Below are 19,929 nucleotides of genomic sequence, written 5' to 3'. Positions count from 1 at the left end.
GGTCGGAGATTGTATTGATGTTTGCGCGAGGTTTGAGTGATGCGCAATTGAAGGGGCCCTGTGATATCGCCTTCGCGGGCAAGCCTCGCTCCTACGGATTTGCGTCGTGTCACATGCTGCGATCACCAAAAATCCGTAGGAGCGAGCGATGCGGCGACCCGACTTGCCCGCGAAGAGGCCGGTAGCCTCAACAACTATTTATGGCTGAAACGCCCCAATGAAAATCGCCGGATCCACCCGCGCATCATTCAGGCTGATATTCCAGTGCATATGCGGCCCGGTCGCGCGCCCCGTGGAGCCGACTTTGCCGACCACACCACCACGCGCCAATTGCTGCCCAACCTTCACGTCGATCTTCGACATGTGGCAGAACATGCTGATGAAGCCCTGGCCGTGGTCGACGAACACCGTATTGCCGTTGAAGAAGTAGTTACCGATCAGGATCACCTTGCCGGCAGCCGGGGTTTTGATCGGGGTGCCGGCAGGCACCGCGAAGTCGAGGCCCGCGTGGGGATTGCGTTCTTCGCCATTGAAAAAGCGGCGCACGCCGAACTTGCTCGACAGCGGCCCGTTGACCGGTTTGTCCAGCAGCAGATTGCTCGGGGTGTTCGGGCTGAAGCTGCGGTAGGCCTGGATTTGCTCCGCCAGCTCACCCTCGATACGCTTGAGGTTCTCCGGGTTCGGATTGACCTGTTGGGTGTTTTTCAGAGTGATGTGCTGTTCGGGGTATTTCTTGCCGCCGACGGTAAAGTTCAGGTTACGACCGCCACTGCTAAGCGACTGGCTGCCCGGTTTGACAGTCAGCGGCACGCCGACGATGGCCAGCCAGTTGTTCTGTTCCTTGACCACCAATACCGGTTTGCCTTGATAGCTGGCTTTGGGGGCCTGGGCGGAGCTGCCCAGATCCACCACCGCCACGCCACCCGGCACCGGTTTGTTCAACAGGCGGGTGATGTAACTGTCGGCGTGGGCGTTGAAGGTCAGGCACAGCAACAGCAGAGGAGCAAAAGAACGCGGCATGGATCAATCCAGTAGAGAAAGGGTGACAGGCGTCAGGTGATTGTCTTCGACGCGCACTTGCAGCTCGCCTTCACCCAGTTTGGCTTTCAGGCGCTGGCCGGTATGGGTCTGCGCGGCGCTACGAATCGCGTTGCCGCGCTCGTCCAGCAGAATGCTGTAGCCACGCGCGAGAGTCGCCAACGGGCTGACCACATGCAGCGTCTGCATTTGACTTTGCAGTTGCAGCCGACGGGATTTAAGACCTTCCCGCATGGCCCGGGGCAGGCGCTCGGCGAGGCTGTCGAGGCGCTGGCGAAGCATCGCCAATTGCCGCCCCGGATGTTGGCCGGCGAGGCGGGTTTCCAGACGGATCAAGCGTTCGCGACGGGTATTGAGGCTGCGTTCGAACGCGCGGCGCATGCGCATGTCCAGGTCATCCAGACGTTGTGCTTGCTGACGCAGACGTTCCCCAGGATGGCGCAGGCGCCGGGCCATGCCTTCCAGACGCAGTCGGTCGCGCAGCAAGCGGTCGCGGATGCGCATCACCAGGCGTCGATGCAGGCTTTCGACTCGACGCACCAGATCGCTGGAATCCGGCGCGAGCAGTTCAGCCGCGGCGGACGGTGTCGGGGCGCGGACGTCGGCGACGAAGTCACTGATCGACACATCGGTTTCATGGCCGACGGCGCTGACAATCGGTGTCACGCAGGCATCCACGGCGCGCGCCACGGCTTCTTCGTTGAAACACCAGAGGTCTTCCAGCGAGCCGCCGCCACGGGCCAGGATCAACGCGTCGAAACCGCGGGCGTCCGCCAGTTTCAGCGCACGGACAATCTGCGCGGTGGCTTCGCGGCCTTGCACGGCGGTGGGAATCAGCGTCAGTCGGATCTGCGGCGCGCGGCGGCGGAACACACTGATGATGTCGCGGATCACCGCGCCGGTGGGCGAGCTGATGATGCCGATGCGTTGTGGATGAGCCGGCAGCGGCACTTTGCGCTCGGCACTGAACAGTCCTTCGGCGCTGAGCTTTTCCTTCAGCGCTTCGAACGCCAGGCGCAAGGCGCCGTCACCAGCCGGTTCCACGGTGTCGAGAATCAGCTGGTAATCGCCACGGCCTTCAAACAGCGAAACCTTGCCGCGAACCTTGACGGCCAAGCCGTCCTTCAGCGCCTGCCGAACCCGCGCGGCGTTCTGCCGAAACAGCGCGCAACGCACTTGGGCGCCGCTGTCCTTGAGGGTGAAATACACATGGCCGGACGCCGGGCGGGCGAGGTTGGAGATTTCGCCTTCGACCCAGATGTTGCTGAACACGTCTTCGAGCAACACCCGCGCGCGGCCGTTGAGCTGGCTGACAGTCAGGACTTCCCGGTCCAGGCCGAGTCTTGCAAAGGGATCTTTAATCATGGGGCGCAGTTTAAAGGCATTCGGCGATCAATCTCCATGATCCGGCGAAAATCCCCTGTGGGAGCGAGCCTGCTCGCGATAGCAGTGTGTCAGTCGACATTGATGTTGAATGTTGAACCGCTATCGCGAGCAAGCTCGCTCCCACAATGATCTGTGCAGGTTTTGATGAAGTGTTGAACCAGCGCAGTGGGATGCTGCCGATAGGCGAGGGCGACGGTGCTGTGGCAGTCAGGGTCGGCCAAGGGCAGAAAGTGGATATCCGGCGGCGCGATGTCTTGCATCGATTCCGGTAACAGCGCGATGCCGAACCCGGCCTGGATCAATTGCAGTTGCGTGGTTTTACGCGACACCACCCGAGCCGCCCGGGGAAAGAACCCCTGGCGCATGCACAACTCGGCCGATAAATAGCTCAGGCCGCCACGCTGTGGATGAGGGATGGAAATAAACGCTTCACTCCTCAACTGCGCCAGATCGATGCCTTGTGCGGACTTATCCACAGCCAGCCGATGATTTGGCGGCACCGCCAGCAACAGGCGCTCGCTGTACAGCGGAACAATCTGCACCCCTTCACGCTGACGCAGCACCGGCAGGCGCAACAGGCCCACATCGAGACGCCCTTCAGCCAATTCCTCCAGTTGCGCCTCGGAGGACAGCTTGACGATGTCCATCGACACACCGGCGTGCCGATCCAGATAGACGCTGATGCCTCGTAGCAGCCGGCCGCTCATGGGCACGGTGCTGGAATGACTCAGGCGCAACACGCCGAGTTGACCGGTGCCCACCTGAGTGGCCATCTCGCTGGCCTTGGTCAGTTCGTTCAGCAGGTTTCTCGCCCTCGGCAAAAAGGCTTCACCCGCCGCCGTCAAACGGGGTTGGCGCGCGGTGCGTTCGAACAGCGGTGTTTGCAGCTGGGTTTCCATGTCCTTGATTTGCCGGCTCAACGCTGATTGAGCAATAAACAGTCGTTCGGCCGCAGCGCTGAAGCTGCCGCTCTCGGCGATTTCCACGAAGTAACGCAATTGGCGGGTTGAAAGCACGAGGTATGCCTTTTTGAGATGGCTTGTCGACGTTGAAGATATTAGTCGCAACGCTCGGCGCTGGCTAAAGTCATCACAGGAATAAAAGGAAGCCGTGTCGATGAATGTGCTGGAGCTGTTAAACCAATGGCCGTGGGGTGCGGTAGGTTGGCTGGTGATCGGGTTGGGCGTTGCGCTGGCCTACATCGTGTTCGGCATCGCCGGTTTTGGCACCGCGCTGGTGGCCGGGCCGATTCTGATCCTGTTCATGCCGCTGTCGAAAATCGTGCCGCTGCTGGTGTTGTTGGATTTCGTCGCGGCGTTCGGCAATCTGTTGCCCTCGCGACGGGATGTGACGAGGCCCGAATTGCTGCGACTGCTGCCGTGCATGGCGGTGGGCTGCACGTTGGGGGTGATATTTCTGCTGAACCTGAAATCCGATGTGTTGCTGCTGTTGATGGGGCTGTTTATCAGCGCCTATGCAATTCATAGCCTGTGGATTAAAACCCGTCCGGCGCAATTGTCCGCAGGGTGGGCGGTGCCGATGGGCACGGTGGGCGGGATGTTCGGGGCGCTGTTTGGCAGTGGCGGCTTTTTATATGCGATCTATTTGAACAGCCGATTGCCCAAGGACGCGGCCCGGGCGACCCAGAGTGCGCTGATCAGTTGCAGCACTGTGGTGCGTTTGAGTCTGTTTGCCATCGCCGGTGTGTATGCCGAGCTACCCTTATTGGTATTGGCGCTGTGTTTGTTGCCAGCGATGGCGCTGGGGTTGTGGATCGGCCGGCGGTTGACCCTGAAATTGTCCCGCGAGGCATTCGTGCGGCTGGTGACCTGGCTGGTGCTGGCCAGCGGGATTGCCTTGATCGGGCGTTATTTGAGTACTTGACCGGATTTCGTCAGGGATTAAGCTGCCGGCCGCAAATCCTGTGGGAGCGAGCCTGCTCGCGATGGCGGTGGGTCAGGCAACAACAATGTTGGCTGCAATGGCCTCATCGTCGGAACGCCGCCCGGAGCCGGCTCGCTCCCACAAGGGTGGATCATTCAGCATTTGTAGGCTTGCACCATGAATTCCCAAAGCATCATCGTCCCGAAAATCTCCACCCTGCCGGTACACGAACCCCGGTCCCGGGCGGTCGTGCGTTGGCTGGTGCGCAAGAACATCATTAAAGAAGAGCTGACCACCTGTGGCCGCACCGGCAATCGCATGGCCCATGCCATCGCCGACGGTGCCCGCGCCGTGGTCCTGTACCCTGACGCGCTGCCATTCGGCGAGCCGGTCAATGGTCTGGAAATCATCACCAAGCGCTGCATCTATACACCGGCCAAGGGGTTTCTCGAAGAAGCCGGCTGCGCCGAGTGCCGCAAGGAAATCGGCGAAGCGCTGTTCGAAAGCCTGGAAGAGTGGATGCCGGGGCGCACCGATAACTTCACGTGTCCTGAATGCGGGCATGAAGACGACATCAACGGGTTTCTGTTCTTGCAGGAATGCGGCTTCTCCAACCTGGGTTTCATCTTCAACAACTGGGTCGAGGCCGGGTTCAAGCAGAACTTCATCGACGAATTTGCCGATTGGCTGGATCAACCTGTGAGTTGGGTCAAGGTCGAACTGTAACTGAACCCGAACCCGTAGGAGCGAGGCTTGCCCGCGAAGCTTTTAGCGCCAGTGAGGACGCCTTCGCGGGCAAGCCTCGCTCCTACGGGATTTGTGTGCCAAAACCTCCGTCGATCACTGCGTCGATAATAGACAGAGTTTTACATTGAACCCGAGGGGGTGTCTGACTATAATGGCGCGCTTCCATTTTCCCGCTCGGGAGCCCCCGCGATGCTGCGTATCAGCCAAGAAGCTCTGACCTTCGACGACATTCTTTTAGTGCCCGGTTATTCCGAGGTTCTTCCTAACGAAGTCAGTCTCAAGACCCGCCTTACCCGTGGCATCGAGCTGAATATTCCTTTGGTTTCTGCCGCCATGGACACCGTTACTGAAGCCCGTCTGGCAATTGCCATGGCTCAGGAAGGTGGCATCGGCATTATCCACAAGAACATGACCATCGAGCAGCAAGCTGCCGAAGTGCGCAAGGTCAAGCGTTATGAGGCCGGCGTGGTCAAGGATCCGATCACCATCGAGGCTGACGCCACGGTTCGTGAACTGTTCGAACTCACCCGCCTGCACAACATCTCCGGCGTTCCGGTACTGCACGATGGCGACCTGGTCGGCATCGTCACTTCCCGTGACGTGCGTTTCGAAAACCGCATGGACGCCAGCGTCCGTGAAGTGATGACGCCTAAAGAGCGTCTGGTCACGGTCAAGGAAGGCGCCGACAAGAACGACGTCCGTGAGTTGTTGCACAAGCACCGCATCGAACGTGTACTGATCGTCGACGACAAATTCGCCCTCAAAGGCATGATGACCGTCAACGACATCGAAAAAGCCAAGGCTTACCCGCTGGCCAGCAAGGACGATCAAGGTCGTCTGCGTGTTGGCGCTGCAGTCGGTACCGGTAAAGACACCGGTGACCGCGTAGCTGCTCTGGTCCACGCGGGTGTTGACGTGGTAGTGGTCGACACTGCTCACGGTCACTCCAAAGGCGTGATCGACCGCGTTCGCTGGGTCAAACAGAACTTCCCTGAAGTGCAGGTCATCGGCGGCAACATCGCCACCGGCGCTGCCGCCAAGGCCCTGGCCGAAGCTGGCGCTGACGCAGTCAAGGTCGGTATCGGTCCTGGCTCGATCTGCACCACCCGTATTGTCGCCGGTGTCGGCGTCCCGCAAATCAGTGCCATCGCCAACGTCGCCGCTGCCCTTGAAGGCACAGGCGTTCCGTTGATCGCCGACGGCGGCATCCGTTTCTCCGGTGACCTGTCCAAGGCCATCGTTGCCGGTGCTTCCTGCGTGATGATGGGCTCGATGTTTGCCGGTACTGAAGAAGCACCGGGCGAGATCGAACTGTTCCAGGGTCGTTCGTACAAGGCTTACCGCGGCATGGGTTCGCTGGGCGCCATGTCCCAGGCTCAAGGTTCCTCCGACCGTTACTTCCAGGACTCCTCGGCAGGCGCCGAGAAGCTTGTACCTGAAGGGATCGAAGGGCGTGTTCCGTACAAGGGCACCCTGAGCGCCATCATCCATCAACTGATGGGCGGCCTGCGTTCTTCCATGGGCTACACCGGTAGCGCCGATATCGAAGAAATGCGCACCAAGCCTGAGTTCGTGCGGATCACCGGCGCTGGCATGGCCGAGTCCCACGTTCACGACGTGCAAATCACCAAAGAAGCGCCAAACTACCGCGTAGGTTGAGGCTTCCAGCAATAAGTCAAGTAACCGGGGCTGTTTTCAGCCCCGAGTTGTTTTTGATTCTCTTCACCGAACTGCATAGACGAGACTGACCACATGGCCCTCGACATTCACGCCCACCGCATCCTGATCCTCGACTTCGGTTCCCAGTACACCCAGCTGATTGCCCGCCGCGTGCGTGAAATCGGCGTGTACTGCGAACTGCATCCGTTCGACATGGACGACGAAGCGATTCGCGAATTCGCTCCCAAAGGCGTCATTCTCGCAGGCGGCCCCGAGTCCGTGCACGTAGCCGACAGCCCGCGCTGCCCGCAAGCGGTGTTTGACCTGGGCGTACCGGTCTTCGGTATCTGCTACGGCATGCAGACCATGGCTGAACAGCTGGGTGGCAAGGTCGAAGGTTCCGAGCTGCGTGAGTTCGGTTATGCCCGCGTTGACGTGGTCGGCAAGAGCCACCTGTTGGACGGCATCGAAGACCACATCGACGCCGATGGCCTGTTCGGCCTCGACGTGTGGATGAGCCACGGTGACAAGGTCACCAAGCTGCCGGAAGACTTCCACATCCTGGCCAGCACCCCGAGCTGCCCGATTGCCGGCATGTTCAACGATGCTCGCGGCTACTACGGCGTGCAGTTCCACCCGGAAGTGACCCACACCAAGCAGGGCGGTCGCATCCTCTCGCGCTTCATCCTCGACATCTGCGGCTGCGAAGCGCTGTGGACACCTTCGAAGATTGCGGAAGACGCCATTGCCCAGGTCCGTGCCCAGGTCGGCACCGACAACGTACTGCTGGGTCTTTCCGGCGGTGTCGACTCCTCGGTAGTTGCCGCATTGCTGCACAAAGCCATCGGCGACCAACTGACCTGCGTCTTCGTCGACAACGGCCTGCTGCGCCTGCACGAAGGCGAGCAAGTGATGGCCATGTTCGCCGAGAACATGGGCGTCAAAGTGATTCGCGCCAACGCTGCCGACCAGTTCCTCGATAACCTGGCAGGCGAGTCGGATCCCGAGAAGAAGCGCAAGATCATCGGTCGCACCTTCATCGACGTATTCGATGCCGAATCCTGCAAGCTCGACAACATCAAGTACCTGGCCCAAGGCACTATCTACCCGGACGTGATCGAGTCGGCTGGCGCGAAAAGCGGCAAGGCCCATGTGATCAAGTCGCACCACAACGTGGGTGGCTTGCCGGAAGAAATGAACCTCAAGCTGGTTGAACCCCTGCGTGAGCTGTTCAAGGACGAAGTCCGTCGTCTGGGTCTGGAACTCGGCCTGCCGTACGACATGGTCTACCGTCACCCGTTCCCGGGCCCGGGTCTGGGCGTGCGGATTCTCGGTGAAGTGAAGAGGGAATACGCCGACCTGCTGCGTCGCGCCGACCATATCTTCATCGAAGAACTGCGCAAAGCCGACTGGTACCACAAGGTCAGCCAGGCGTTCGTGGTGTTCCAGCCGGTGAAATCGGTTGGCGTTGTCGGCGATGGCCGTCGTTACGCCTGGGTCGTTGCCCTGCGTGCCGTGGAAACCATCGACTTCATGACTGCGCGTTGGGCTCACCTGCCTTACGAACTGCTGGAAACCGTCAGCGGCCGCATCATCAATGAAATCGAAGGCATCTCCCGCGTCACTTACGACGTGTCGAGCAAGCCGCCGGCGACGATTGAGTGGGAATGAGTTGAACGACAAGGGCGCTGAGAAGCGCCCTTGTCGCATCTACAGGAAACGTTTACATAAGCCTGTTCGACGTACCGACTGGAAGCTGGTGCCCGGACAAAGAGTGATGTCAGAATAGTGTCAAATTCGCCGGATCAATAGATTCGGACTCCGACAACATGGATGTGTACAGGCTTTGAACGAGCCTGCGTAAGGGATATATGGTTTCCATTAGCGTGCGCGGTATAGACAAGACCCGTCAGATCAGCGACTGGACAATAAAGCGTGACGGGAGCGGTGGATTCTCGCTGACTTGCCACTTTCCCTCCGGCAAGAGTTTTCCTAGCCCGCTGGGGGACTGCAAGGTCGTTCCTACCCGAGAGGTGAAAGGCCAGCTTCTGCGAAAAAAAGGCAGCTCGCTGGTAAGCGGCATCGAGAGCGCTGTGATCTATGGCGAGAAATATGCCGTCATTCAGTATTCCGGAAGCACGGCAAGTTACGTGTTCAAGATGGATGCTATCGAGCTTGTCGAGCCGACGAAGATGAAGGACGAGCCGACCTTCCACTATTTCCTTTCCGTGGCCAACGGCCGGGTTGAAAAGGCCGTGAAACCGGTGGATAAGGTCATCGCCGAAAATGTGCTGCGCCAGCTGAGCGCAATACCGTCATGCGCGGACACGGCGTTGCACGCCTACTGCACCGGGCAGAATGGACGGCAGGCACAAACGGGCGACTTCATCTTTCCTTTTGGCATTAATGAAAGCCAGCTTCAAGCCGTCGAGCAGGCCTTCACCTCGCAGATCAGTCTGATCGAAGGGCCTCCCGGTACCGGTAAGACACAGACCATTCTGAATATCATCGCCAATATTCTGTTGCGTGGAAAAAACGTGGCGGTGGTGTCCAACAACAACGCGGCCGTCGCGAATGTCTGTGAAAAACTGGGCAAGTCCGGGTTGAATTATCTTGTAGCCGAGCTGGGTAGCAAAGAAAACCGGGAGGCATTCTTCGCCAATCCTTGCCCTCGACCTCTTACGGTTCCCGAAGCCACGCCTTCGATGGAACGCATCCAGGTCGTCTTGCAGCAGTTGAAGCAATTGCTTCAGACCCGGAACTCGGTAGCCCTGTTGCAGATTGAAATCCATGAGCTGGAGGTGGAGCGGCGCTATCTTCTGCAATGGCAGCAGGATAACGGCGTGCAGGCACCCGTCGCCCTGGACAAGTACAAGCTCTCCCCGCAAAAGGCAGCGGATCTGATGGCTTACCTGACACATCTTGCAGGCGACCGCGTCAGGATCAAGGACAGAATCGAGCTGCTGTTCAATTTCAAGATTCTGCGGATGAAGCCATTCGATGACTGGGCAAAGCGAAAATCGATCTTCTATAGCCTGCAGCTTCACTACTATGACAAGGCATTGCTGCAAAGAAAAACGGCATTGGCCACCCTTCAGGAAGCGTTGCGCCTCGGCAAATACGAGACGCTGCTGGATGAGTTGACGAGCGCTTCGATGAAGTATCTGAAGCAGCACTTGCATCAGCATGTACCGGACCCGGAACCCTTTGACGCCAAGACTTATAAACGCAAATTTGATGAGTTCCTGAAGCGCTATCCGATCATTTCCAGCAGTACGCATTCGATCATCAACTCGCTTGAAGGCGGGGCTATGCTCGACTACGTCATCATCGACGAGGCCTCGCAACAGGACATTGTTCCAGGAATATTGGCGCTGGGCTGTGCGAAGAACCTGATCATCGTCGGCGACAGAAAACAGCTGGCGCACATCCCGGCAGAGCTGGGCATGGCGGCGCCCATGGACCACTACGATTGCGAGAAGTACAGCCTGCTCGATTCGTGCGTCAGTGTGTTCAATGATTCGATCCCGATGACGCTATTGAAAGAGCACTATCGCTGTCACCCGCAGATCATTCAGTTCTGCAATCAGCAGTTTTACGACAATCAACTGGTTCCGATGACCCAGGACCGCGGGGAAAAGCCGTTGTTATTGCTGGTCACCTCCAAGGGAAACCACACACGACGCAAAACCAATCTACGGGAGCTGGACTCGCTTCTGGCAGTGCTGGAAGGAGAGGGCGAAAGTGCATGGGAGGGCGAGGACGGCAGAGGTTTCATTGCTCCGTTCAGGAACCAGGCCACGCTTTCGGGCACGCTTTTGCCTGATGATTTCGTCAAAGACACCGTTCACAAGTTCCAGGGCCGCGAGTGCGACGAGATCGTCTTTTCCACCGTGCTGGACAAAAAGAGCACAACGCCGAAATTCCTGGCGTTCGTGGATGACCCTCGCATGGTCAATGTGGCGGTATCCAGAGCAAAAAATCGGTTCACCCTGGTCACGGGCGACGAAGTCTTCACCGCGAACAACGGACATATCGCCGCGCTGGTGCGGTACATCGAATACTATGCGGAACAAGAGCAACTCCACCGCGCACCTGTGATATCAGCCTTCGACCTGCTCTACAAAGAATACGACCAATCGCTCGAACGTCTTAATGCAAGACTTCGGCCGAATGATTCATCGTTCAAATCCGAACAGATAGTGGCGCAGCTACTTCGTGAAGCGCTTGCTCAGGATGCCTGCCGATCGATGATGTTTCACACTCAGATTGAGTTGATACAGCTAGCCTCGCTCGCCAATGAATTATTGACGGCACGGGAACTGACTTTCATGAAAAACAAGGCCAGCTGCGATTTCGTGCTCTATTACAAAGTAGGGAAAAAACCGCTGGGCGTAATCGAAGTCGATGGGGGCTCTCATGGTGAGACTGAACAGGTCGAGCGAGACGCCCTGAAAAACAGCATCCTGCAAAAATGCGATATCCCCTTACTTCGTTTGCGAACCATCGAGAGCCATATTGAAGAAAAGCTGGCGGCATTTTTGTCTCAATGGACCAGTAGCGTTCATGATGAAAATCGCGAACTTTCGCCGGTTTAAATATTTGCAATGGAGTGGGAGCGATCCCGGCTTTAGCTGATCGTCCGTAACACCCAAAAGGCCCCGTGAACACGAGTTCACGGGGCCTTTCGCGTTTCAGCGCCGTGCCACATCCGAAAAGTAGAACTTGTCCAGGGTATGCCGCGATTCGGTGTACTCGAACTGCCGGCCATCCTGCAAAAACGTCTGGTTACTCACCACGATTACATGGCTCTGGTTGTCGAGGTCCAAATGTTGCCGGTCATGTTTGCTGCAGGGCACCGCCTCGATGGTGCGTTGCGCGTAGGCGATTTGCAGGTGCAAAGTTTGTTCGATGAAGGCGTAAATCGAGTGTTCGGCAATGTGGCGTGACAGGCCGGGAATCACGTCGCTGACGAAATGGTTGATATCGAGGATCACCCGTTTTCCGTCGATCCGGCGCACGCGCTTGATCCGCGTGATCAGGCTGCCGGCTTCAGCCTTGATGTGTTCGAGCAGAGCGCCTTCAAGAGGGATTTGTGTGAATTCGACCACCTCGGTGCTGACGTCATTACCCAGTCGTGGGTAAGTTTCCTGGAAGCTGACGATGCCGCCGAGCTGAAATTCGATCGGGTTGGTCGACAGGACGAAGGTGCCTTTGCCGTGGACTTTCTGGGCGAAACCGCGCTCCTGCAATTGCTCGATGGCTTTGCGCACGGTGCCCCGGCTGGCCTGATAGCTGTCCATCAATTCGGTTTCGGAGGGCAGTCGGGCGCCGCGTTCCAGACGTTCGGTCGTGATGCTGGCAAGCAGATCGCTGTAGATCTGGTTGTATTTACTCATGGGGAGAGCTCTGTGCCGCGCTGTGCTAAAGGTTTTGAACCTTAAGGGCAGGGTAGGAGTTTGTCCATGCGGCTTTGGGTTTCTTTGACTTCGGAGGTAGGAAATGTCGCCGCCTGTCGGGTTCAGGCTAAACAAAATCAAACTCGTCTGTACGAGTTGTTGCTTTAACTCGTACAGACGAGTACTTTTCGCTTCGGCGTGCTGCCAATAACAAAAAACAACAGCGCAAGGACAATCATGAGCCACGACTATCCGAATATCGCCTCCGAGCTGCTGCACAGCCTCGGTGGCAGCGACAACCTCGAGCAGGCCGCGCATTGCGTCACACGCCTGCGCCTGGCCCTCAAGGACCCGAAACTGGTCAACAGCGCCACGCTGAACCAGATCGATCTGGTCAAAGGTTCGTTCTTTACCGGCGGCCTGTTCCAGGTGGTCATCGGCCCCGGCGAAGTGGAGAAGGTCTACGCCGAGCTGCGTCGGCAAACCGGTCTCGCCGCCTCGACCATCGCCGACGTTAAACAAAAAAGCGCCGACAAGATCAATCCGATGCAGCGATTGGTTCGGGTGTTTTCCGACGTGTTCATGCCGATCCTCCCGGCACTGATCATTGCCGGCCTGTTGATGGGCATCAACAACCTGATCGGCGCCAAAGGCATGTTCATCGAGGGCAAGACCCTGCTGGATGCCTACCCGAAGCTTGACGGGCTCTGGAGTCTGATCAACCTGATGGCCAACACCTCGTTCGTGTTCCTCCCGGCGCTGGTGGGCTGGTCGGCGGCCAAGCGCTTTGGCGGCAGCGAAATCCTCGGCATCGTGCTCGGCCTGATGCTGGTACACCCGGATCTGCTCAATGCCTGGAACTACGGCAAAGCGGTGGCGGGGCTGGAGGGGCAGAGCCTGCCGTACTTCGACATTCTCGGCGTGTTTCAGATCGAGAAAGTCGGTTATCAGGGGCAAATCCTGCCGATACTGCTGGCGGCCTATGTAATGAGCGTCATCGAAAAATGGCTGCGGGCGCGAGTGCCTAACGCGGTGCAATTGCTGGTGGTGCCGATCACCACCATCGTCGTCACCGGTGTGCTGGCGCTGGCAGTGATTGGCCCGGTGACTCGCCATTTAGGGATTCTCATCACCGAAGGCGTGGTCACCCTGTTCGACCTGGCGCCCATGGTCGGCGGCGCTATTTTCGGCCTGCTCTACGCACCGCTGGTGATCACCGGCATGCACCACATGTTTCTCGCGGTCGACCTGCAACTGATCTCCACCCAGGGTGGCACCTTCATCTGGCCGATGATCGTCATGTCGAATCTTGCGCAGGGCAGCGCGGCACTGGCGGTGTTCTACATGACCCGCAGCGTGCGGGACAAAAGCATGGCCTCGACCTCGGCGATTTCTGCCTACTTCGGTATCACCGAACCGGCGATGTTCGGGGTCAATCTGCGCTACAAATTTCCGTTCTATGCGGCCCTGATCGGCTCGGCCTTGGGCTGCATCTTCCTGTCAATGAACAAGGTCCAGGCGTCGGCAATCGGCGTCGGCGGGTTGCCCGGTTTTATCTCGATCATTCCACAGTTCATCCCGATGTTCGTGGTCGGGATGGTGATTGCCTTGGTCGTGCCGTTTGTTCTGACTTGCGGGTTGAGCATGAGGATTGTCCGGCCCGGGTATCGGGTTGCCTGACAGATCGCTATCGCGAGCAGGCTCGCTCCCACATTGGAATGCGATCAACTGTGGGAGCGAGCCTGCTCGCGAAGGGGCCCTTGGCCCAGTACAAAACTTATTGAAGGAATCCCGCCATGCAAGACTGGCAACGTTCGGTGATCTATCAGATCTACCCGAAGAGTTTTCACAGCCACGCCGGCAACCCCACGGGGGATTTGCTCGGCGTCGTGGCCAAGCTCGACTACCTGCACTGGCTGGGTGTCGATTGCCTGTGGATCACGCCGTTCCTGCGTTCGCCCCAGCGTGACAACGGTTACGACATCAGCGACTACTACGCCATTGACCCGAGCTACGGGACCATGGCCGACTGCGAGTTGCTGATTGCCGAGGCGGGCAAGCGCGGGATCAAATTGATGCTCGACATCGTGGTCAATCACACTTCGATCGAGCACACCTGGTTCCAGCAGGCCCGCAGCAGCCTCGACAACCCTTACCGCGATTTCTACATCTGGCGCGATCAGCCGAACAACTGGGAATCCAAGTTCGGCGGTTCGGCCTGGGAGTACGAAGCCCAGACCGGTCAGTACTACCTGCACTTGTTCGACCACACGCAGGCCGACCTGAACTGGGACAACCCCCAGGTGCGCGCCGAAGTCTTCAAGATGATGCGTTTCTGGCGCGACAAAGGCGTGGGTGGTTTCCGTCTGGACGTGATCAACCTGATTTCCAAACCGGCGGATTTCCCCGAGGACAACACCGACGGTCGGCGCTTTTACACCGACGGCCCGAACGTCCATGAATACTTGCAGCAGATGCACCGTGAAGTATTCGAAGGTCATGACCTGATCAACGTCGGCGAGATGTCGTCCACCAGCCTGGAACACTGCATCCGCTATTCGCGGCCAGAGTCAAAAGAACTGTCGATGACCTTCAACTTTCATCACTTGAAGGTGGATTACCCGAACCTGCAAAAGTGGATTCGCGCCGATTTCGACTTCCTCGCACTCAAGCGCATTCTCTCCGACTGGCAGACCGGGATGCAGGCCGGCGGCGGCTGGAACGCGCTGTTCTGGTGTAACCACGATCAACCACGGGTGGTCTCGCGTTTTGGTCATGACGGCGAGCATCGGGTGGTGTCGGCGAAGATGCTCGGCACGGCGCTGCATTTCCTGCAGGGCACGCCGTTCGTGTATCAAGGTGAAGAGCTGGGGATGACCAATCCGGGCTTCGATCATATCGATCAGTACCGCGATGTCGAAACCCTGAACATCTTCCGGCTCAAGCGCGAAGCAGGTAGCAGCGACGCCGACAACATGGCGGCGATCATGCAGAAGTCCCGGGACAACGGTCGCACGCCGATGCACTGGAACGCCGACCCGAACGCAGGTTTCAGTGCGGTCGAACCCTGGATCGGCGTGCCGGCCAACGCGGCCCGGATCAACGTCGCTTACCAACTCGACGATCCGGATTCCGTACTGCATCACTACCGTCAATTGATTGCCCTGCGCCACAGTGAAACGCTGATGTCCGACGGTGTGTACCGGCAATTATTGCCTGAGCACACGCGAATCTGGGCGTACGTGCGTGAAGGCAATGGCGAGCGATTGCTGGTGCTGAACAACTTCTATGGCACGCCGTGCGAAGTCGAACTGCCGGGTGACGTGATCAGCGAAGCGATGACTCAAAGTCTGGTGATCAGCAACTACCGGGACTGTCCGCCACGAAACCGGCAGGTCTTTCTTCGGCCTTATGAGTCGTTCGTTCTGCGCCTGAGCGATCGCTAACGCTTAACCAATAAAAACACCGTTTTAAAAAACACGCAGAACGCTGCGCGGGGGAGTTTTGCGCGCCGATTTTGCTGCATCACACAATAAAAATAATGAGGTGGTTCTTGAAAACAACAATAAATCGCAGCCTTGTAGCGGCGGGTGTGTGCCTGGCATTACCACTGTCGGCCCAGGCGCTGGAATTCGCCGGTTATTTGCGCAGCGGCGTAGGCACCTCGGTTAACAGCGGTAAACAGCAGTGTTTCCAGCTGCCGGGAGCGCAGACCAAATACCGCTTGGGTAACGAATGCGAGCAGTACGCTGAACTTGAATTGCGTCAGGATCTGTTCACGCTGGACGATGGTTCGGTGCTCAGCGTCGACGGTATGGCATCGCTGTATAACCAGTACGACAAGGACCTGACATTCAACGGCGATAACGGCTCGGTGCGCCTGCCGCAGTTGTATGCGCAATGGTCGAACATGCCCAGCCTCAACGGCGGTTCGCTGTGGGCCGGTCGGCGTTACTACAAACGGAACGATATCCACATTTCCGACTTCTACTACTGGAACCAGAGCGCCACCGGTGGCGGTATCGAAGATGTGCTGATCGGTGATCTGAAATACAGCTACGCCTTCTCGCGCAAGGACAACCTGTACCAGAAGAACTACATCAACCGTCACGATTTCAACGTCGCTGGCTTTAACACCAACCCTGGCGGTGAGGTGGAGTTCGGCTTGAGCTACATCGACAAGCCTGACAGCCGCGACGCTCATCGCGGTTGGGCAATCACCACCCAGCATGTGCAGAAGGGCTTTCTGGGCGGCAAGAACAAACTGGCCTTTCAGTACGGCGAAGGCCCCGGCACCGGGTTGGGCTATACCGGTAACGTGAGGCTGGATGACAGCAGCAAAAGCTATCGGGTGGTGGAGTTCTTCGACTGGCAAGTGACGCCGCGTTTCGGCGGGCAGGTCGAAGCGGTCTACCAGAAAGACATTCGCCCGGACGGCGCCGACCAGAACTGGATTTCCCTCGGGATTCGCCCGGCCTATGCGATCACCGAGCAGTTCAAACTGGTGACCGAACTGGGCCACGATCAGGTTGAAGCCACGGGCGGGACGCGCAAGTTGAGCAAGTTCACCTTCGCCCCGACGTGGTCGCCCAAGGGCCCGGAATTCTGGGCGCGCCCCGAGGTGCGTCTGTATTACACCTATGCCAGCTGGAACGAGGCAGCCAAACGGGCGGCCAATGAACTGGCGGCGGGTTCGGCGTTGTCTGACACCGGCGCCTTCGGCACGGCGCGACACGGTTCGAACGTCGGATTGCAGGTCGAGTATTGGTGGAAATAAGCGATGCTGTCGGAGCCTCGCGCTCCATCGGCACTTCAAAGAACAAAACAGCAGGTGACGTCATGGCCACACCCCAACAATTGCAACTGCTGGCACCCTTGTCCGGCGTGCTGATGCCGCTGGACCAGGTGCCCGATCAGGTGTTTTCCAGTCGCGTGATCGGCGACGGTCTGTGCATCGATCCGACTTCGCAAATCTTGTGCGCACCGCTGGCCGGGGTGGTCAGCAATGTGCAGGTCAGTGGGCATGCCGTCAGCATCACCGACGACAATGGCGTGCAGGTGCTGATGCACATCGGCCTCGATACCGTGAACCTGGCCGGCAAGGGTTTCACCCGGTTGGTGGAGGAAGGTCAGCGGGTAGTAGTGGGGCAGGCGCTGATCGAGTTCGATGCCGATTACATCGCCTTGAACGCCCGCAGTTTGTTGACCTTGATGCTGGTGGTCAGCGGCGAGCCGTTCACCTGGCTGACGCCCGAAACGGGCGTGGTGGAAAGCGGTCAGCCGCTGCTGAGTCTGAATCCATCCGAAGTGGCGGCTGATGAGCCGCTGCCGGAGGAGGGCGAAGCACTGTTCTCAAAACCGGTGACGTTGCCCAATGCCAACGGTTTGCACGCTCGCCCTGCGGCAGTGTTTGCCCAAGCGGCGAAAGGCTTTTCGGCGAGTATTTGTCTGCATAAGCAGCAGCACAGCGCGAACGCCAAATCCCTGGTGGCGATCATGGCTTTGCAGACCGCCCAAGGTGACATCCTGCAGGTGAGCGCGGCGGGCGCGGATGCCGAAGTGGCGATCAAGACGCTGGCCGAGTTGCTGGCCGCCGGTTGCGGGGAAGCCGTGACAGTGATGGCAGAGGTCGAGACGGTTGTTGCCGAGGTCTCATCGCTAACGGTGCTGCGCGGAGTCTGCGCCTCGCCGGGGTCGGCGTTTGGCCAAGTGGTGCAGATTGCCGAGCAAACCCTCGAGGTGAGCGAGTCGGGCGTTAGTCCTCAGGTTGAGCGCGAACACCTGTCCCGGGCATTGGCGGCTGCGGTTCTGGCTTTGCAGCAGTTGCGAGACAAGGCCACGGGAGATGCCCAGGCAGATATCTTCAAGGCTCATCAGGAACTGCTCGAAGACCCAGGCCTGCTGGATCAGGCCCTGGCACTGATCGATGCAGGCAAAAGCGCCGGTTTCGCCTGGCGTGCGGCCACCGAGTCGACGGCAACCTTGTTCAAAAGCCTGGGCAATGCCTTGCTGGCCGAACGGGCGGCGGATTTGGCCGACGTCGGTCAACGGGTACTCAAGCTGATTCTCGGCGTAGAGGATCGTGCGATGGAGTTGCCGGACGGGGCGATCCTGATTGCCGAGCAACTGACGCCCTCCCAGACGGCTGGCCTGGACACGCACAAGGTGCTGGGGTTCGCGACGGTCGGCGGTGGCGCCACCAGCCACGTGGCGATTCTCGCGCGGGCCTTCGGTTTGCCGGCGATCTGCGGGTTGCCGGTTCAGGTGCTGACACTGATCAATGGCACCCGGGTTTTGCTCGATGCCGACAAGGGCGAGTTGCAGCTGGATCCCGAGCTGGCCGCCATGGAGCAGTTGCAAGCCAATCGTCAGCGACAAAAGAAGCGCCAACAATACGAGCTGGAACATGCAGGACTGGCCGCCTGTACCCGCGATGGGCATCACCTTGAAATCACCGCCAATATCGCTTCGCTGGCCGAGGCCGAGCAGGCCATGACGCTGGGCGGCGAGGGCGTCGGTCTGTTGCGTTCGGAGTTTCTTTATCTGGATCGCAACCACGCGCCAAGCCATGACGAGCAGGCCTCCACCTACAGCGCCATCGCCCGCGCCTTGGGCCCGGCGCGCAATCTGGTGGTGCGCACCCTGGATGTCGGCGGTGACAAACCGCTGGCCTACGTGCCTATGGAGCGCGAAACCAATCCGTTTTTGGGCATGCGCGGGATTCGTTTGTGCCTGGAGCGTCCGCAGCTGTTGCGCGATCAGTTCAAGGCGATTCTGAGCAGCGCCGGGCTGGCTCGCCTGCACATCATGCTGCCCATGGTTACGCAGTTGTCGGAGTTGCGGCTGGCCCGTCAGCTACTTGAAGAAGAGGCGCTGGCATTGGGTCTCACTGAACTGCCAAAACTGGGAATCATGATCGAAGTACCAGCAGCGGCACTGATGGCAGACCTGTTTGCGCCCGAGGTGGATTTCTTCTCCATCGGCACCAACGACCTGACCCAATACACCTTGGCCATGGATCGCGATCACCCACGGCTGGCCAGTCAGGCCGACAGTTTTCATCCCTCGGTGCTGCGCCTGATCGCCACTACAGTGAAAGCCGCTCATGCCCATGGCAAATGGGTCGGGGTGTGCGGCGCCATGGCTTCGGAAAAACTGGCGGTGCCGCTGTTGCTGGGGCTTGGCGTGGATGAACTGTCGGTGAGCGTGCCGTTGATTCCAGCGATCAAAGCGGCAGTTCGCGAAGTGGATCTGCTGGATTGCCAAGCCATCGCCCAGCAAGCGCTGGGGCTGGAAAGTGCTGAGCAGGTACGCGAGGCATTGCGGCTGCACCACGAGGCGACGGTAGATACTTCATTGATTCTGGAGAACTGAGCATGTTCGAGAAAATGCAGCGGGCATTCTGGAAAGCGTTGACGCCGGACCTGGTGGTGGATGAGCCGAAAGTGGAGGCTCAGCCTGTTTTCGGTTTGGCCGCGAATGTCGTGGCCGCGCTTGGCGGTGTGGATAACCTCAAGTCGCAACAGCCAGTGGCGCTGACCCGGGTGCGGGTGGAATTGCGGGATATGACGCGAATGGATCGGCAGGCGTTGACGGTGGCTGGGGTGCCGGGAGTGATGATGCTGGAGGGTGGGGTTGTTCATCTAATCACTGGTCTTCAGCCATAACCGGACCTTTGTAGTGAGGGGGCTTGTCGGACCGCCGCATCGCCCCGTTGGGTCGCGAAGCGGCCCCTCTCCCGACGCAGAAGCATAAGAAGCCCCCCGTAGGAGCTGCCGAAGGCTGCGATCTTTTGATCTTGCCTTTGTGGCGAGGG

The 19,929-nt window shown here is 58.8% G+C and carries 14 protein-coding genes; 10 read left to right on the top strand and 4 right to left on the bottom strand.

What is annotated here, in order from left to right; translation table 11 throughout:
• Positions 1-198: 198 nt before the first annotated feature.
• The 3 genes from ACYZT2_RS23150 to ACYZT2_RS23140 all read right to left on the bottom strand — a co-directional run bounded on the left by ACYZT2_RS23150 (position 199) and on the right by ACYZT2_RS23140 (position 3,440).
• A complete protein-coding gene (locus ACYZT2_RS23150; protein ID WP_461967669.1) occupies positions 199-1,020 on the bottom strand; it encodes a peptidoglycan DD-metalloendopeptidase family protein in 822 nt (273 codons plus the stop codon).
• Positions 1,021-1,023: 3 nt separating this feature from the next.
• On the bottom strand, positions 1,024-2,403 hold the full coding sequence (gene xseA / locus ACYZT2_RS23145; RefSeq protein ID WP_461967667.1) for an exodeoxyribonuclease VII large subunit: 1,380 nt from the start codon (positions 2,401-2,403) through the stop codon (positions 1,024-1,026).
• A gap of 89 nt (positions 2,404-2,492) precedes the next feature.
• Positions 2,493-3,440, bottom strand: coding sequence for a LysR family transcriptional regulator (locus ACYZT2_RS23140; protein WP_461967665.1), 948 nt, complete (start codon positions 3,438-3,440; stop codon positions 2,493-2,495).
• Positions 3,441-3,540: 100 nt separating this feature from the next.
• On the opposite strand from ACYZT2_RS23140, the gene ACYZT2_RS23135 reads away from it, so the two are divergent.
• From ACYZT2_RS23135 to ACYZT2_RS23115, 5 genes are all read left to right on the top strand, one after another.
• Positions 3,541-4,308 (top strand): sulfite exporter TauE/SafE family protein, encoded by a 768-nt coding sequence (locus ACYZT2_RS23135; protein WP_461967663.1) that lies wholly within the window; start codon positions 3,541-3,543, stop codon positions 4,306-4,308.
• 177 nt (positions 4,309-4,485) lie between these two features.
• Positions 4,486-5,034 carry a sugar ABC transporter ATPase gene (locus ACYZT2_RS23130; RefSeq protein WP_461967661.1) on the top strand — a complete coding sequence of 183 codons (549 nt, stop codon included), beginning with the start codon at positions 4,486-4,488 and terminating at the stop codon, positions 5,032-5,034.
• Between the two features lie 210 nt (positions 5,035-5,244).
• A complete protein-coding gene (gene guaB, locus ACYZT2_RS23125; protein ID WP_123358100.1) occupies positions 5,245-6,714 on the top strand; it encodes an IMP dehydrogenase in 1,470 nt (489 codons plus the stop codon).
• Between the two features lie 93 nt (positions 6,715-6,807).
• Positions 6,808-8,385 carry a glutamine-hydrolyzing GMP synthase gene (gene guaA, locus ACYZT2_RS23120; RefSeq protein ID WP_461967658.1) on the top strand — a complete coding sequence of 526 codons (1,578 nt, stop codon included), beginning with the start codon at positions 6,808-6,810 and terminating at the stop codon, positions 8,383-8,385.
• Between the two features lie 200 nt (positions 8,386-8,585).
• Positions 8,586-11,312, top strand: coding sequence for an AAA domain-containing protein (locus tag ACYZT2_RS23115; protein ID WP_461967656.1), 2,727 nt, complete (start codon positions 8,586-8,588; stop codon positions 11,310-11,312).
• A 96-nt stretch (positions 11,313-11,408) separates the two neighbouring features.
• Here the strand turns inward: ACYZT2_RS23115 and treR are convergent, their stop codons facing one another.
• Positions 11,409-12,113 (bottom strand): trehalose operon repressor, encoded by a 705-nt coding sequence (gene treR, locus ACYZT2_RS23110; protein ID WP_461967654.1) that lies wholly within the window; start codon positions 12,111-12,113, stop codon positions 11,409-11,411.
• A 237-nt stretch (positions 12,114-12,350) separates the two neighbouring features.
• On the opposite strand from treR, the gene treP reads away from it, so the two are divergent.
• The 5 genes from treP to ACYZT2_RS23085 all read left to right on the top strand — a co-directional run bounded on the left by treP (position 12,351) and on the right by ACYZT2_RS23085 (position 19,780).
• Complete coding sequence (treP, locus tag ACYZT2_RS23105) at positions 12,351-13,793, top strand: PTS system trehalose-specific EIIBC component (protein ID WP_461967652.1); 1,443 nt, start codon at positions 12,351-12,353, stop codon at positions 13,791-13,793.
• 116 nt (positions 13,794-13,909) lie between these two features.
• The gene (gene treC, locus ACYZT2_RS23100; protein WP_461967650.1) at positions 13,910-15,559 is read left to right on the top strand and encodes an alpha,alpha-phosphotrehalase; all 1,650 of its coding nucleotides are present in this window, start codon (positions 13,910-13,912) and stop codon (positions 15,557-15,559) included.
• 107 nt (positions 15,560-15,666) lie between these two features.
• On the top strand, positions 15,667-16,890 hold the full coding sequence (locus ACYZT2_RS23095) for a carbohydrate porin (RefSeq protein WP_461967648.1): 1,224 nt from the start codon (positions 15,667-15,669) through the stop codon (positions 16,888-16,890).
• 62 nt (positions 16,891-16,952) lie between these two features.
• Positions 16,953-19,487, top strand: a complete 2,535-nt coding sequence (ptsP, locus tag ACYZT2_RS23090; RefSeq protein WP_461967646.1) for a phosphoenolpyruvate--protein phosphotransferase — start codon at positions 16,953-16,955, stop codon at positions 19,485-19,487.
• A gap of 2 nt (positions 19,488-19,489) precedes the next feature.
• Positions 19,490-19,780 (top strand): PTS transporter subunit EIIB, encoded by a 291-nt coding sequence (locus ACYZT2_RS23085; RefSeq protein WP_461967644.1) that lies wholly within the window; start codon positions 19,490-19,492, stop codon positions 19,778-19,780.
• The last annotated feature ends 149 nt before the right edge of the window (positions 19,781-19,929 follow it).

The organism is Pseudomonas sp. MDT1-85, assembly GCF_054898065.1.
This window is presented reverse-complemented; position numbering and strand designations above follow the sequence as displayed.

Bases quoted from the DNA above. Each gene is read 5' to 3' on its own strand.
- guaA (WP_461967658.1), top strand. From the start codon at position 6,808: ATGGCCCTCGACATTCACGCCCACCGCATCCTGATCCTCGACTTCGGT.
- treC (WP_461967650.1), top strand. From the start codon at position 13,910: ATGCAAGACTGGCAACGTTCGGTGATCTATCAGATCTACCCGAAGAGT.
- treR (WP_461967654.1), bottom strand. From the start codon at position 12,113: ATGAGTAAATACAACCAGATCTACAGCGATCTGCTTGCCAGCATCACG.
- guaB (WP_123358100.1), top strand. From the start codon at position 5,245: ATGCTGCGTATCAGCCAAGAAGCTCTGACCTTCGACGACATTCTTTTA.
- ACYZT2_RS23085 (WP_461967644.1), top strand. From the start codon at position 19,490: ATGTTCGAGAAAATGCAGCGGGCATTCTGGAAAGCGTTGACGCCGGAC.
- treP (WP_461967652.1), top strand. From the start codon at position 12,351: ATGAGCCACGACTATCCGAATATCGCCTCCGAGCTGCTGCACAGCCTC.
- ptsP (WP_461967646.1), top strand. From the start codon at position 16,953: ATGGCCACACCCCAACAATTGCAACTGCTGGCACCCTTGTCCGGCGTG.
- ACYZT2_RS23150 (WP_461967669.1), bottom strand. From the start codon at position 1,020: ATGCCGCGTTCTTTTGCTCCTCTGCTGTTGCTGTGCCTGACCTTCAAC.
- ACYZT2_RS23135 (WP_461967663.1), top strand. From the start codon at position 3,541: ATGAATGTGCTGGAGCTGTTAAACCAATGGCCGTGGGGTGCGGTAGGT.
- xseA (WP_461967667.1), bottom strand. From the start codon at position 2,403: ATGATTAAAGATCCCTTTGCAAGACTCGGCCTGGACCGGGAAGTCCTG.
- ACYZT2_RS23115 (WP_461967656.1), top strand. From the start codon at position 8,586: ATGGTTTCCATTAGCGTGCGCGGTATAGACAAGACCCGTCAGATCAGC.
- ACYZT2_RS23130 (WP_461967661.1), top strand. From the start codon at position 4,486: ATGAATTCCCAAAGCATCATCGTCCCGAAAATCTCCACCCTGCCGGTA.